This is a genomic window from Virgibacillus sp. GM2-2, assembly GCF_055329585.1.
Genome location: NZ_JBUZWC010000004.1, coordinates 185,371 through 200,239 on the forward strand (window position 1 = coordinate 185,371; position 14,869 = coordinate 200,239).

General features: G+C 37.7%; 12 protein-coding genes. 1 reads left to right on the forward strand and 11 read right to left on the reverse strand.

The features are described from left to right. Nucleotides 1-436: 436 nt before the first annotated feature. From lgt to uvrB, 8 genes are all read right to left on the reverse strand, one after another. Entirely contained in the window at nt 437-1,285 is an 849-nt protein-coding gene (lgt, locus tag ACY9Z2_RS07370; protein WP_463608974.1) for a prolipoprotein diacylglyceryl transferase, read from the reverse strand. A gap of 18 nt (nt 1,286-1,303) precedes the next feature. Next, nucleotides 1,304-2,233, reverse strand: coding sequence for an HPr(Ser) kinase/phosphatase (hprK, locus tag ACY9Z2_RS07375; protein ID WP_463608975.1), 930 nt, complete (start codon nt 2,231-2,233; stop codon nt 1,304-1,306). Nucleotides 2,234-2,474: 241 nt separating this feature from the next. Next, the gene (locus tag ACY9Z2_RS07380) at nt 2,475-2,834 is read right to left on the reverse strand and encodes a phage holin family protein (protein ID WP_463608976.1); all 360 of its coding nucleotides are present in this window, start codon (nt 2,832-2,834) and stop codon (nt 2,475-2,477) included. Continuing rightward, nucleotides 2,834-3,028: a PspC domain-containing protein gene (locus ACY9Z2_RS07385; RefSeq protein ID WP_463608977.1), complete on the reverse strand. Its 195-nt coding sequence runs from the start codon at nt 3,026-3,028 to the stop codon at nt 2,834-2,836. The genes ACY9Z2_RS07380 and ACY9Z2_RS07385 overlap by 1 nt, the downstream gene beginning before the upstream one ends. A 26-nt stretch (nt 3,029-3,054) precedes the next feature. After that, complete coding sequence (bshB2, locus tag ACY9Z2_RS07390) at nt 3,055-3,723, reverse strand: bacillithiol biosynthesis deacetylase BshB2 (protein ID WP_463609030.1); 669 nt, start codon at nt 3,721-3,723, stop codon at nt 3,055-3,057. A 26-nt stretch (nt 3,724-3,749) separates the two neighbouring features. Then, nucleotides 3,750-4,103, reverse strand: a complete 354-nt coding sequence (locus ACY9Z2_RS07395) for a YojF family protein (RefSeq protein WP_463608978.1) — start codon at nt 4,101-4,103, stop codon at nt 3,750-3,752. A 345-nt stretch (nt 4,104-4,448) separates the two neighbouring features. Continuing rightward, nucleotides 4,449-7,328 carry an excinuclease ABC subunit UvrA gene (gene uvrA, locus ACY9Z2_RS07400; protein ID WP_463608979.1) on the reverse strand — a complete coding sequence of 960 codons (2,880 nt, stop codon included), beginning with the start codon at nt 7,326-7,328 and terminating at the stop codon, nt 4,449-4,451. 7 nt (nt 7,329-7,335) lie between these two features. Next, nucleotides 7,336-9,318 (reverse strand): excinuclease ABC subunit UvrB, encoded by a 1,983-nt coding sequence (gene uvrB / locus ACY9Z2_RS07405; protein ID WP_463608980.1) that lies wholly within the window; start codon nt 9,316-9,318, stop codon nt 7,336-7,338. Nucleotides 9,319-9,556: 238 nt separating this feature from the next. On the opposite strand from uvrB, the gene ACY9Z2_RS07410 reads away from it, so the two are divergent. Further along, on the forward strand, nt 9,557-10,312 hold the full coding sequence (locus ACY9Z2_RS07410; RefSeq protein ID WP_463608981.1) for a FixH family protein: 756 nt from the start codon (nt 9,557-9,559) through the stop codon (nt 10,310-10,312). Between the two features lie 20 nt (nt 10,313-10,332). Here ACY9Z2_RS07410 and ACY9Z2_RS07415 read toward each other — a convergent pair whose 3' ends face one another. The 3 genes from ACY9Z2_RS07415 to ACY9Z2_RS07425 all read right to left on the reverse strand — a co-directional run bounded on the left by ACY9Z2_RS07415 (nt 10,333) and on the right by ACY9Z2_RS07425 (nt 14,843). Continuing rightward, a complete protein-coding gene (locus ACY9Z2_RS07415; protein ID WP_463608982.1) occupies nt 10,333-11,535 on the reverse strand; it encodes a PDZ domain-containing protein in 1,203 nt (400 codons plus the stop codon). 154 nt (nt 11,536-11,689) lie between these two features. Continuing rightward, a complete protein-coding gene (locus ACY9Z2_RS07420; RefSeq protein WP_463608983.1) occupies nt 11,690-13,153 on the reverse strand; it encodes a S41 family peptidase in 1,464 nt (487 codons plus the stop codon). Nucleotides 13,154-13,487: 334 nt separating this feature from the next. Beyond that, on the reverse strand, nt 13,488-14,843 hold the full coding sequence (locus ACY9Z2_RS07425; protein ID WP_463608984.1) for a murein hydrolase activator EnvC family protein: 1,356 nt from the start codon (nt 14,841-14,843) through the stop codon (nt 13,488-13,490). Nucleotides 14,844-14,869 lie beyond the last annotated feature (26 nt).

Here is a 14,869-nt window from a genome sequence, read left to right on the forward strand (position 1 = left end):
TAACTTGGTGCATGTACATCAAGGACCCTTTTGGGTATCGGACTGAGGATGCCTTATTTACCTTTTTCACCTTTATTTTGAGGATTAACGGACACACGATGCCTTATTCAGCTAAAAAACATGATTTTCAACTGCTTTTACCCAAATAAGGAATCCTCAGTCCGATAACAAGCGCATTTACCCTTACTTTTCACAAATAAGAGATCGTGTGTCCGCTGGCTGACACCTGCATGCAATTTTTCCGGTACGATCGAAAGTATTACTTACTTCACTAGCCTTAACCGAAGCGGAAATCAATGTTGTTGGTAACATAAGCATAAATTTTCACTATTTCGCAATATACCCCACTCGCGAAGGTAAGACAACAACATTTACTAGAAACAGGAATAATTGATTCCATACAATCTTAAATTGACTACTTGCTGTCTTTTATAAACTATTTCTTCTTTTTAGAATGTGATATTTTCGTACTGTCATAACGTCTATTAACACTTGAAGACTTTCTACGATAGATAATCAATGCAGTCGCACCTACAACAAGAATAACGGATATTAATTGTGCAGCACGAAGCTCTCCAACTACATAAAGGCTATCCGTGCGCATACCTTCGATAAAGAAACGTCCAATCGAATACGTTATCACATAGCTTAAAAATACTTCACCACGTAGTGGATTGTAACGACGTAGAATAAGTAGGAACACAAATACTAATATATTCCAAAACGATTCGTACAAGAACGTTGGGTGATACATTGTTCCGCCGATACACATTTGATTCATGATAAAGTCTGGTAAGTATTGATGAAAATTATTATATGTAGCTTCTGAAATTGGTCCCCCATGTGCTTCCTGGTTCATAAAGTTTCCCCAACGACCAATTGCTTGACCAAGAATGATACTTGGAGCTGCAATATCAACAAGTTGCCAGAAAGATACTTTACGCACACGGGCAAAAACAACCGCAGTTAACACGGAACCAATTAATGCGCCATGGATTGCAATTCCACCGTTCCATATTGCAAAAATGTCCCACCAAGGTCCTCCTGCATATTCTTCCCATTCAAAAATAACATAGTATGCACGCGCAAATATTATAGCAATTGGAATCGCAAATACAACTACATCAACAAATAAATCTTTCTTTAAGCCTAAACGATCAGACTCTTTTACTGCTAGATATAGACCGAGAAAGGCACCGAAGGCAATTATTACACCATACCAATAAATCGTTAACGAACCTAACTCTAAAAATACACGGTCTAACGAAGGTGCACTACACGTCATTTCTTTCACTCCAATCCTTTATTTATCTGTTCCTTGGTCAATCATACTTGTTAATCGTTCGGAAAATTCTTCGGCTGCATTTACACCCATTCGCTTTAAACGAAAATTCATTGCCGCAACTTCTATAATTACTGCAAGATTTCGACCAGGCCGAACTGGAATGGTTGCCTTTGGTACATTTACATCCATAATTCTCATATGTTCCTCATCCAGTCCTAAACGATCATACTGCTTTTTCTCATCCCAAATCTCCAAATGGATAATTAACGATATTTTTTTATAATTCCGCACCGATCCAGCACCAAATAATGTCATGACATTAATGATACCCAGACCACGGATTTCTAATAAATGCTCGATAAGTGGCGGCGAATTTCCAATCAGGCTATCATAATCCTCCTGACGAATTTCAACACTATCGTCTGCTACTAAGCGATGCCCACGCTTAACTAGCTCAAGTGCTGTTTCACTTTTACCTACTCCACTTTGTCCAGTAATTAACACACCGACACCATAGATATCAACGAGTACACCATGGATGGCTGTAGACGGCGCAAATTTTGCCTCTAAAAAATTCGTTAATCTACTAATAACCCGAGTCGTTTTTCTAGGCGAGTGTAATATTGGAACACCCGATTGATTTGCAGCGTCTATCATCACTTGAGGAATTTCCATATCCCGTGTTACAACTATACCTGGTGTCACATCCGTACATAAGCGAGCAAAGCGCTCTTTCTGCTTCTGTTGATCTAATTCGAGAAAATAAGCCATTTCCGTTTTGCCAATCAATTGTAAACGTTCTTTTGGATAATATTTAAAAAAACCCGTAATTTGAATCCCTGGACGTGCAATATCACTAGTTGTTATTTCTCTATGTACACCATCGTTACCAGCAACTAGTGTCAAGTTGAAATTATCTAATAAGTCTTCCGTGCGAACAATTGTCATTCTATGTCCCTCCGCTTGTACAACAAACTAACTGATTTACATTGTAGCATATATAGTATAGGTTAGAATACAATTGGACTCTAGTGTAGAAAAACCCAAGTTGGGAAAGATTTGCGCAAATAACAAAACCATTATTCTTACCACATCACCCTGGCATAATGTGTTATGGTCATTTTAAGATAAGAAAAGACCAAATCTGGATTCGATCTGGTCGTTTTCTCCACAAGTATATGCATTTTTATTATTTTCTAATTGTATCTTTAATTAGTTGATTTAGTAATATATTTAAAATAGAGATAATAATTGAAGCGATTAACGCTGTTCCGAATCCTGATATGATAAACGCATCATCCATTATTGCCTGCGTTATCATTAAGGTCACAGCATTGATCACAAATAAGAATAACCCAAAAGTCACAAACGTGATCGGAAGTGTTAAGAGAATCAAAAAAGGTTTTACGATAACATTTAAGATGGATAAAATAAGGCTAGCAACAATTGCTGTACCGAATCCATCAAGCTGAAATGAATTAAACAATTGAGCTACTGCGACCAATGCAACAGCATTTAAAAAGATTGACATGAACCAACGCAAAAACATTAGCGTATCTCCTGTTCATCAGGGATAATGATCATTGCAGCAAAATAGATAAGCAATAATACGAAAACACTCATCACTGTTAATACGACAAAAACGAGACGAACAATGGTTGAATCAATGTTAAAATACTGCGCGATTCCACCTAAAACACCTGAAACCATACGGTCTGATCTGGATCTAGTCAAACGCTTCATCGAAAAACCTCCTCGTCTTTGGTAAATCAATCATACTTCCAAATATAGAAACGTTCTTTTCCAAGTCGTTTTTTTGCTTCTTCTTTTAAATCAGAAGCAATTTCTGGATTTTCCCGAAACTTGCCTAATATCCCATCAGCCTGGGATTTATGAGCGGAAATAGCCTCCATTTTTTTATCAAAATAATCGGAAATGTTATTCGTAACATCAGGCTTTCCAAGATCGTCATAAAATGTATTGGTAATCGCTTGTGCCCATACTGTGGGACGTTCTTCAGGTTCCATCATACGAACGGCTTCAATTGCTGCTGCCCCTAACGCATCATGATCAGGGTGTACCGCATGCCCGGGATAATGTGTAATTACGAGACTTGGCTTAATTTCCTCTAATATCGTTTTAAGATTTGTTGCCACTTCTGTACGATCTTCAAATTCTAGCGTTTTATCTCGATACCCTAACATCCGAAGATCCATATCTAAAATAGTACACGCTTGGATAAGTTCTTCTTTACGGATTTCTGGAAGTGTTTCACGATTTGCAAAAGTTGGTGAACCCATATTGCGTCCCATCTCACCAAGTGTTCCACATAGATAGGTAACAGGTACACCTTCTTCACGAAATTTTGTAATTGTACCGGAAGCACCAAACGATTCGTCATCTGGATGCGGATAAATGACTACTACATGTTTCTCCATTCTATTCACCATTCCTTTGTCTGATTCTAATGCTTAAATGGGGTCTCGCTAATCTCTAACGAAACCATCAATCGTCCTTCACGATCATGACCGGCCATTAACAGTCTATTATCCTTGTCAACTACCCAATCGGTTAGCCCTTCTGCATAAATCCAACCTAAATCCATTTTCAATCCGGCTCTATACGTTTTACCATTACCGACTATCTTAGCCTGAGAAAATGTCACTTTTGCGTTACGAATATATGCGCCAACATTGTAGGCTTTATCATCAAAATGGCTTGCATACGCACCATTCGTTGTTTCTAGATGGACATAAACTTCTTTGTTACAAAATTGATCAAATAATTGTTGTACTTCATTTATTTCAATTGGCTTCATCAACATTTCCTCCCAAAATACCTTCTTTACTCACCTTACCCAAACAATGGTACATCGTCAAAATATTTGACCGGTTGAGGAACTCTAACTTTCTATCAGTATTTTCCACATGATTTGTGAACCACTCACAACGTTTCGCACATTCCAACACCTATGAACGGCTTTTCTCTTTATTCACTTGCTACTTTTTCCTTTCACTCTGCTCAATGAACAACTTTCCACGGTATCCACTTGCTACTTTTTCCTTTCCCCCATTTCATCTAAATCCAAAATCTACTTTACCACCGTTTTGAAACCTTAAATTTTACCCACAACAAAGATAGCAGGCCAATTCGGCCTGCTACTTTATTTTGAACCAACTTTTTCCTTTGCTGCCATGTCATTTTCCATTCGTTTACGATCACGTTCAAGAATTGGTTTCAAATAGCGACCGGTATAGGAAGCCTCTTGTTCTGCCACATGCTCTGGAGTACCTGTAGCAATAATCTGTCCTCCACGATCGCCACCTTCAGGTCCAAGGTCAATAATGTGATCTGCTGTTTTAATTACGTCTAAGTTATGTTCAATAATTAAAACAGTATCTCCATTATCAACTAATCGCTGTAACACAGCTAACAATCTTTTAATATCGTCAACGTGTAAGCCAGTAGTTGGTTCATCCAAAATATAAAATGATTTTCCAGTTGAACGTCGATGAAGCTCACTAGCCAATTTCACTCGCTGCGCTTCCCCACCAGATAACGTGGTGGCTGGCTGTCCTAAACGGATATAACCTAGACCAACGTCATAGATCGTTTGCAATTTACGGCTGATCTTCGGGATGTTCTCAAAAAATTCAACTGCTTCTTCGATACGCATTTCTAATATATCAGCAATATTTTTTCCTTTATATTTTACCTCTAATGTTTCTCGGTTATATCGTTTACCGTGACATACCTCACAAGGTACATAAACATCTGGCAAAAAGTGCATTTCAATTTTTATAATTCCGTCACCGCGGCATGCTTCACAACGCCCGCCTTTTACATTAAAACTAAATCGCCCTTTTTTATATCCTCTTACTTTTGCTTCATTGGTTTGAGCAAAAACATCACGAATGTCATCGAATACACCAGTATAGGTAGCTGGATTAGAACGTGGTGTTCTTCCAATTGGTGATTGGTCAATATCGATTACTTTTTCGATATTTTTAATACCATTTATTTTCTTATGCTTGCCTGGCAAATGTTTTCCTCTATAAAGTGATTTTGCTAACCTTTTATATAAAATCTCGTTTACTAATGTACTTTTTCCTGAGCCAGATACACCAGTTACAACTGTCATTAGTCCAAGTGGAAATTTTGCAGAAACGTTCTTTAAATTGTTTTCCTCTGCTCCAACGACTTCAACATTCGCTGTTTTCTTTGGCTTACGACGTTTCGTTGGTAAAGAGATATATCGCTTACCAGATAAATACTCTCCAGTTAAGGAGTTTTTATTTTTCATTACTTTTTCAGGTGTACCATTTGCAACAATTTGACCGCCGTGCTCTCCCGCGCCTGGTCCAATATCAATTAAATAATCTGCCGCAAGCATTGTGTCTTCATCATGCTCCACGACAATCAACGTATTGTCTAAGTCGCGCATCCGCTTCAGCGTTCCAATTAATCGATCATTATCACGTTGATGCAACCCAATCGATGGTTCATCTAGTACATAGAGAACACCAGTAAGTGCTGATCCAATTTGGGTAGCTAACCGAATTCGTTGTGCCTCACCACCAGATAATGTGCCCGCAGCACGTGACATAGTAAGGTAATCAAGCCCAACGTTATCAAGGAACTCTAGACGATTACATATTTCTTTTAATATCATTTTAGCTATTTTTTGCTCTTTTTCCGTCAGTTCCAAATTAGTGAAAAAATCCATCGCCTCGGTAATGGAGTAATCTGTAACCATACTAATGTGCTTATTGTTTACGAGTACCGCGAGTGCCTCTTCCTTCAGGCGATAACCCTTACATGTTGGACAGTGTTTTTGTGCCATATATTTTTCCAATGTTTCGCGAATGAAATCTGATGAGGTATCGCGATAACGGCGCTCAATATTCTTTAGCACACCTTCAAATTCGATTTCATTATCACGCACTGTTCCAAAGTCGTTCACATAACGAAAGCGAATTTTTTCTTTGCCACTTCCGTATAAAATCTTATCCATTTGATCTTTCGGAAGATCTTTTACCGGTGTCGTCATACTGATACTGTAGTGCTTGCATACACTTTTTAATAACTCCGGGTAATACTGTGAACTAATCGGCTCCCACGCCGCAATTGCGTTATTTTTTAGCGACTTGGTCCAGTCAGGAATTACTAGATCCATATCAACTTCTAAGTTTGTACCCAATCCATCGCACGTTGGACAAGCACCAAATGGGCTATTAAACGAAAAGAGACGAGGTTCCAATTCGCTTATGGAAAAACCACATATTGGACAAGCATGGTTTTCGCTAAACTGAAGCTCTTCTTCGCCAATAACATCCACAAGTAGGTTACCTTCTCCTAATGTTAAAGCAGTTTCAATCGAATCTGTCAGTCTGGTCGCAATTCCTTCTTTGACAACAATTCGATCAACGACCACCTCAATCGAATGCTTTTTATTTTTTTCCAGCTTAATTTCTTCGGTTACTTCGCGCATTTCATTGTCAACACGAATGCGCACATACCCTTCTTGCTTCAACCGCTCGAAAGTTTTAACGTGTTCACCCTTACGACCGGAAACAACCGGAGCAAGAATTTGCATCTTTGTTCGTTCTGGATATTCCAAAATACGGTCAACCATCTGTTGCACCGTTTGGGAACTGATTTCAATACCGTGTTTCGGACAGGTTGGTCTACCAACACGCGCGAACAACAATCTTAAATAATCATAAATTTCCGTCACGGTTCCAACAGTCGAACGTGGATTTTTACTCGTTGTCTTCTGATCAATCGATATTGCTGGAGACAAGCCCTCGATTGTATCAACATCCGGTTTATCCATTTGGCCTAAAAACTGGCGTGCGTATGCTGATAATGATTCAACATACCGACGTTGTCCTTCAGCATAAATTGTGTCAAATGCCAAGGATGATTTACCAGAACCTGATAATCCTGTAAGAACTACTAGCTTATTTTTGGGAATAGTTATATCAACATTTTTTAGATTATGTGCCCTGGCACCTTTAATTTCTATTGATTTACTTGGCATCTCTGTGTCATCCTTCCGCTTTTAATTCAAGTAATACATCACGAAGCTCTGCTGCTTTCTCAAAATCTAGTGCCTTGGCAGCAGCCTTCATTTCTTTTTCCATATTTTCAATGACTTTTGCTCGTTCCTTCTTCGTCATCTTAGACAAGCTCTTCGATTTTTCTTCATACTCAGTTTGTTCTTCGGCTGCAATTGTTGCACGTATAACATCACGAACATCTTTTTTAATTGTGGTCGGAGTGACTCCGTGTTTTTCATTGTATGCAAGCTGCTTTTCACGTCTACGATTTGTTTCATCAATCGCAACCTGCATCGACCTCGTATTTCTATCTGCGTACATGATAACCTGACCTTGTTCATTACGGGCAGCACGACCCATTGTTTGAATTAGCGATCGTTCTGAACGTAAGAATCCTTCTTTATCAGCATCGAGTATAGCAACTAACGATACTTCTGGGATATCGAGACCTTCTCGCAACAAGTTAATACCTACTAGTACATCATATTTCCCGACCCGTAGATCGCGAATAATTTCAATACGTTCAAGTGTCTTAATTTCGGAATGGAGGTACGCTACCTTTATACCTAGTTCTTTCAGGTAATCAGTAAGATCCTCCGACATCTTTTTCGTCAATGTCGTAACAAGTACACGCTCGTTTCGCTCTGTTCGCTTGTTGATCTCACCTATTAAGTCATCAATTTGCCCTTCAATTGGACGAACATCTATTTTAGGGTCTAACAATCCAGTAGGTCGAATAATTTGTTCGGTCATCTCTGGTGTATGCTCCAATTCGTATGGTCCAGGAGTTGCCGAAACATAAATAAGCTGGTTTGTTTTCTTTTCAAACTCATCAAACATGAGTGGACGGTTATCCAATGCTGATGGGAGTCTAAATCCATGGTCGACTAGTACTTGTTTACGTGCTCTATCCCCGTTATACATTCCTCTAATTTGTGGAAGTGTTACATGGGATTCATCGACCACTACCAAAAAATCTTCTGGAAAATAGTCGAGTAATGTATATGGTGTTGATCCTTCTTCTCGAAAGGTCAGATGCCGTGAATAATTTTCAATTCCAGAACAGAATCCCATCTCTTTCATCATTTCAATATCATAGTTTGTTCGTTGTTCAATCCGTTGTGCTTCTAACAATTTATTTTCAGAACGTAGCTCTTCCAATCGTTCTTTTAATTCCTGTTCAATGTTTTCGATAGCTAGTTTTAGTTTTTCTTCACGGGTAACGAAGTGGGATGCTGGGAAAATAGCAATGTGCTCACGGTCACCAACAATTTCACCAGTTAACGCATCTACTTCACGAATGCGGTCGATCTCATCACCAAAAAACTCAATACGAATACAGTGCTCCTCTTTTGAAGCAGGAATTACTTCAACTGAATCTCCTCGTACACGGAACGTACCACGCTGAAAATTAATATCGTTTCTCGCATATTGAATATCTACTAGATCACGTAACAATTGATCTCGATCCTTTTCCATCCCCATACGAATAGATAGAACTTGACTACCATAATCTTCTGGCGATCCTAAACCATAAATACATGACACACTTGCAACGATTAAAACGTCACTCCGTTCAAACAAAGCGGAAGTTGCCGAATGTCGAAGTTTATCAATTTCATCGTTGATACTCGCATCTTTTTCAATAAACGTATCGCTAGATGGAACGTATGCTTCTGGTTGATAATAGTCATAATAACTAACAAAATACTCCACAGCGTTATTTGGAAAAAATTCCTTGAATTCACTATATAATTGACCTGCTAATGTTTTATTATGAGCAATCACAAGTGTTGGTCTATTTATTTCTTCTACAACATTGGATACGGTAAATGTTTTACCCGTACCTGTTGCACCGAGTAGTGTCTGATGATGCTGTCCTGCTTTTACGCGTTCAACTAATTCTTTTATCGCTTTTGGCTGATCCCCGCTTGGTTTATACTGGGATACTAGGTCAAACGTATTTATCACAAAGCAAGCCTCCGTTCTGATTGTTTCTACTATAATCTAGTTTATCACAATTGTTTCTTTATTTTAACATAAACACGAACAAATATTCGATAATTTTGTTTTTCAATCTACTATTCATAGTACCCATTTTTCATTGTTAAGAATCGTTCACAAAGGTTTCACGTAGAATAAATTGTTTCCGTACGTGTAATAATCTATAATCGAACTAGATTATACAGTTTAAGAAAGGATCCTTCATATGAAAAAACTATTTTTTGTACTACTAATTTCCTTGTTGCTTAGCGCATGTGGAACTAGTACTGATTCTTCTTCAGATAAAAGTAATGCAAATGGTGATACCATACAACCAATTAAGGCAAACCTAGAAGTTCCAGAAAAAGCAGCGGTAAATGAAGCAGTAACATTGTCCGTTACGATTACTCAGGGTGAAAATCCTGTTGATGATGCAAGTGAAATTGAGTTTGAAGTATGGAAAGATGGAGCGAAATCGGAAAGCAAGATGATAAAAGCACAACACCAAAAAGAGGGGACATATACAGCTGAGAACACATTTGACCAAAATGGAGTTTATTTTGTCCAATCACATGTTACAGCACGAGATATGCACACAATGCCTAAAACAAAAATAGTAGTTGGTGGAGTAGATAAAGATACCTCAGAATCAGCAGATGAAAAGAAAGCAACGGATGAACATCATCATCATGGCCAAACAAAAATGGACTTACAATTTCCGGAAACAATCACTGCTGGTAAACCTGCTCCATATACAGTAACGGTAACACATAAAAGTAAACCATTAGAAAATGCGCTTGTTCGATTGGAAGTGTGGGAAGATGGAAGTAACAAACATCAGTACATCAATCTAAACGAAACAGAAACCGGTACGTATAAAACGGATATGACGCTTGAAAATCAAGCCCTTTATCATATTACCGTTCATGTTGAAAAAGAAGACATTCATACACATAAAGAATTGAAAGTAGAAGTTAAATAACATGAAAGAAAGCATCAGCCTTATTGCGGACTGATGCTTTCTTTCATGTTATTTTGACGGTGGCGATCTTTCACAAAAACTAATCCAAGTTCATGATGGTCGTTCTGATAGAATGCACTTTGCAGTATCCGGGCCTCTCCAGCAGTATCAATTACTTCTAGTTTAAAAAAGGCACCGCTCCTTTGAAGCGCTTGGTAGAACTCAGTCACATCCTGGATTGCCTGTCCATTTACTTTACTGATTACTTCTCCAATTTGAATTCCAATTCTTTGAGCAGGTGTATTTTGAATAACAGCAATAACCATTACGCCACGACGATTTAGATTAAAAAAAGCTGGTTTTTGACTGTCCTTAACACGGTGTTGAAACGAAATAAATTCGCGTCCTATTATTGCGACAATAGCCGAGACAATTGATAACGGCCAATAAACATAACTTCCCACTGCAAGTAGCAATACAATTATTGCTAAAAAGGTAACCTTTTTTCCAATAGTTTTTGCAGCTTTATCTGGTAATTCACCTTTAACCACATGGTCAAATCCTAGAATAAAGGGAAATAATAACAAACTGTACGTTTCTCCGTTTATCGAAACATACGGCCAATAATCTGCAAATGGAGTAATTAATCCGGTCGGTACGAATGTAAAAAAGGGAATAACACTTATTTTCTTAAGATGGTGCAAGCCAATCCATTTTCCTCTCGATCCAAATATTAAATCTGGATAGGTTTCTTCCTGATTTGTACGAGAAGTAAGAATTGCTTCAACAAATAGTAATAGGCCGAGTAAAACGGCAATACCTACAAAATTAATATCTTGAAAAAGTTCTTCCGAAATGTACGATTGATATGGAATGATAGTAGGGATAAATAATAGCAATAAACTAGTAATACCAATTGTATAACTTGGTGAAAGCAACGTAAATCTAAGCGTCAAACTTAGGACTATACTTATTAAACTAAGTAAGGCAAATGTTTCATATGAAAATACAATTCCAACTCCTACAGCTATTCCAGTTAGGATAACTCCAGCAACAATAGAGGTAGTCCAGGTACCTTTCCATTCAGAAAAAACATTTACAATTTTAACCCCAAAATTTTTACGTTCCCGTCGAACTCTACGTATTCCAGCTAGTATAATTAATAAAATAACCCAGTAGGTTAATGGATTAATAAACAACTTCCCAATAGCTTTTGCGATTTCAATTAACCAAGACTCACCCATTCGTGATCACCTTCCAACGTTGCTATCTCTTAACTTTAACTATTCGCCATAAATCGCTATTTTCCTGCATAAGTAGATTTAGTTCAAAAAAAATACTAATTTTATATTTCTTACCGATTACAAATGAAATCCGCGAGAGCCCCCGCGGATTTTATTAATATAGGCTATTTAATGCTTTTTCAAGCTGTTTATCGTCTTTTCCTTCTCGAATCTTTTCAACAACTTTCGTTTCAATCAAGCCAGCTGTTTCTTTGTTAACTTCACCTGTCACAGTTAAATCATTATCCGATTGAAACTGTTTAACAGCTTCTACTGTTTCTTTGTTGAAATAGCCGTCATTTCTACCTGGATCATACCCTAAACCACGAAGCATTATCTGGATATTTTCAATTTTTTCGCCAGTATGATTATATGTCAGTGGTTCTTTTATTTGTATTGGGTTTGTATAGAAATAATCTGGCTGTTCTACTTTTATTGTTGGCTTAACGCCCTTTTCATGAATCCAATTACCTTCTGGAGAAAGCCATTTGTAGAACGTTAACTTAATCGTACTGCCGTCCCCAAATGGTATTGCTTTTTGGACGGTACCTTTTCCGTAACTTGTTGTACCAACCACATCATAACCAGCTTCTTTCATTGCTACAGCCAAGATTTCAGACGCTGACGCACTACCTTCGTTAATTAAAACGCTTATTGGGTAGGGCTTTTTCTCTTCTAATTCGGAATTATATGGTGTTTTATTTCCCTTTCCGTCCTCAATTTGAACATACGGCATATCCTTTGGAATAAATTCTCTTAAAATTTCTTCAACAGCGTTTAGTAAGCCTCCAGGATTACCACGAACATCAATTACTAGACCTTCCATGCCTTTTTCTTCTAGGTCTGCTAATTGCTTCTTAAAATGCTCAGCTGTTTGTTCCGAAAACGTTGTTATTTCAATTACACCAGTTTTTTTACCATCTATCGTTTTCATTTCAGAATACACAGTTTCTAATGGTATGTCATCACGTGTTATCGTTACATTAAATGGTTCGGAAACACCAGGTCTTTTTACTTCCAAAACAACTTCAGTACCTTTTTTGCCTCGAATTTTCTCAACAGCTTCAAAAAGGTCGAGTCCCTGTAAACTTTCATCATCCACACTAAGTATTTGGTCATTGGGACGTAAACCTGCTTCTTCTGCTGGTGAATCCTTAATCGGAGCAATAATTGTAACGGTTCCATTTACCATACTTACTTCTGCGCCTATTCCCTCAAAGGAAGATTCAATTGTATCGTTAAAGTTCTTCATTGTTTCGACGTCCATGTACGTACTATAAGGATCTTCAAGTGTATCTAACATCCCTTGAATTGCTCCTTCGATTAATTGCTGATCTTTCACATCTTCTAAGTAATTTTGCTTTATTAGTTTATAGGCTTGGACTACTTTGTCCATGTTTTCGGGTGTACTAGCTGGAGTTTTTGACTCCCCACCTTCATCTAAACCTGGTGGTATAATTTTTTTGGTTTCGTTAACAACGTCGCCTTGTGCTAATTGAACTCCAAAATATGCACCGCCAAATCCTACGATTAAAGCTGCAACCAACACTAGGACGATGTGTTGCGTTTTCAATTTCATTGTTTCACCCCTATTAACATTGGATTAATAGCGAACCCAATAATCGTTTAGAAAATATTCATGTTACTATCGCATCGTACCAATTCACATTGTTCGCAAACATGGTTCATCGCATATACTTATTGGCTAAATCGGTAGCTGCGCTTATATAGACTTTTACTTCTCAATCAGTGTTTAGAATTACTTGACTTATCGCCATGCTTTAATGGTGAAAGTCTTAGTTACCCTTATACTGATATGATGGTTTCCTATCAGTGAAAAAAAGGCATCACACCGTAATGTGCGATGCCTTTAATATTATAGTTTATGCTTCAGAATTGCAAATACATGCAACTTAATTTAAATAATTCGATGGGTTAACAGAACTTGAAAAACCGTTATATTGTCCAACGTGAATTTCAAAATGCAAATGAGAACCTGTTGAGCGACCAGTGCTTCCCATGTAGCCGATAATCTCACCTTGCTCTACATATTTTCCTCCACCAATGGCAGTACCAGACATATGTGCATACAATGTAGTGTATTCTTTTCCGTTCACTTCACCCACAACCATAACGTGATTTCCATAAGACCAATGTAGATTAACTGGCATAGCGTATCCGGAGATTGATGCACGGATTGGAGTTCCTATTGAATTACCAATATCAATTCCTCCATGCACTGACCGAGCTCCTGTGAATGGATCAAATCTTACTCCATAATTTGAAGTACGGCTCCCAGCTGCTGGCCAAATAAATCCACCTGTATTTGTTTGTGCAACAGTTTGTAAATCTTCACGATCTTGGCTTTGCCCTTGCTGGGCCGCTTCTTGAGCTGCCTGTTCTCTCGCTGCTTGCTCACGTGCTTCTCTTGCCTGTCTAGCTTTTTCACGAGCAATTTCTTGAAGTCGTTGAATCTGACCTTTTGCAGCCTCTAATGATCTTTGTAGCTTCTGTTCCTGCTTGTGCAACTCTGCTTCTTGCTTTTCTAGATCCGCTTTATTTTCTTGAAGATTAGCTTGTTCTTTTTCTAGCTCAGCCATCAGATCCTTTTTCTTATTTATTTGATCATCTAACTGCTCTTTTAATGACACAAGTTCTTGCTTCTGTTCTTCAAGTGCTTCTTTTTTCTTAACAACTTCATTTTTCTTCTCTTCTAGTTCTTTTTTCTCTGCCATGTGTGTTTCCATAATACTCTTGTCTTGATCCATAATCGTATTTACTGCAGAAGAACGACTTACGAAATCACCAAAGTTTTGTGAACCAAGAATTACTTCTATGTAACGCATGTCACCACCATTCTGCTGGATCGTGCGCAAACGTTCTATTAATAATGCCTCACGTTTTTTAATACTATCCTGTAATTTTTTAATTTCAATTTTAAGTTGTTCAATTTCTTGGTTAGTTTCCGTGATCTGGCTTTCTTTCTTTTGGATAGAAGATCTTGTTTCTGTTAATTTTGCATTAATCTTGTTTATTTCTTGCGTTACTTTTTCTTGATGACTTAAATTTTTATCAATCTTACCAGTAGTTTCTGCTTTTTTGTTCTTTACTTCATTTTGTTTTTCATGTAATGAGTCTTGTTTCTCTTCGATTTCATTTACTTTGTTTTTTGCATCTTCAATTGATGATGCAGATATAGATTGCCAGTTTAAGAGAGAACTAGACAAAACCAATACGGTAATTAATACATAAGAAGCAATTCTATTCATCTCATAATCCCCTTTTCTCCTATTAC

What these genes read in the sequence shown, in the direction of transcription:
- bshB2 (WP_463609030.1), bottom strand. Translation starts at nt 3,723, where the DNA reads ATGGAGAAACATGTAGTAGTCATTTATCCGCATCCAGATGACGAATCG.
- uvrA (WP_463608979.1), bottom strand. Translation starts at nt 7,328, where the DNA reads ATGCCAAGTAAATCAATAGAAATTAAAGGTGCCAGGGCACATAATCTA.
- ACY9Z2_RS07410 (WP_463608981.1), top strand. Translation starts at nt 9,557, where the DNA reads ATGAAAAAACTATTTTTTGTACTACTAATTTCCTTGTTGCTTAGCGCA.
- ACY9Z2_RS07420 (WP_463608983.1), bottom strand. Translation starts at nt 13,153, where the DNA reads ATGAAATTGAAAACGCAACACATCGTCCTAGTGTTGGTTGCAGCTTTA.
- ACY9Z2_RS07380 (WP_463608976.1), bottom strand. Translation starts at nt 2,834, where the DNA reads ATGTTTTTGCGTTGGTTCATGTCAATCTTTTTAAATGCTGTTGCATTG.
- ACY9Z2_RS07395 (WP_463608978.1), bottom strand. Translation starts at nt 4,103, where the DNA reads ATGAAGCCAATTGAAATAAATGAAGTACAACAATTATTTGATCAATTT.
- lgt (WP_463608974.1), bottom strand. Translation starts at nt 1,285, where the DNA reads ATGACGTGTAGTGCACCTTCGTTAGACCGTGTATTTTTAGAGTTAGGT.
- hprK (WP_463608975.1), bottom strand. Translation starts at nt 2,233, where the DNA reads ATGACAATTGTTCGCACGGAAGACTTATTAGATAATTTCAACTTGACA.
- ACY9Z2_RS07425 (WP_463608984.1), bottom strand. Translation starts at nt 14,843, where the DNA reads ATGAATAGAATTGCTTCTTATGTATTAATTACCGTATTGGTTTTGTCT.
- ACY9Z2_RS07415 (WP_463608982.1), bottom strand. Translation starts at nt 11,535, where the DNA reads ATGGGTGAGTCTTGGTTAATTGAAATCGCAAAAGCTATTGGGAAGTTG.
- ACY9Z2_RS07385 (WP_463608977.1), bottom strand. Translation starts at nt 3,028, where the DNA reads ATGAAGCGTTTGACTAGATCCAGATCAGACCGTATGGTTTCAGGTGTT.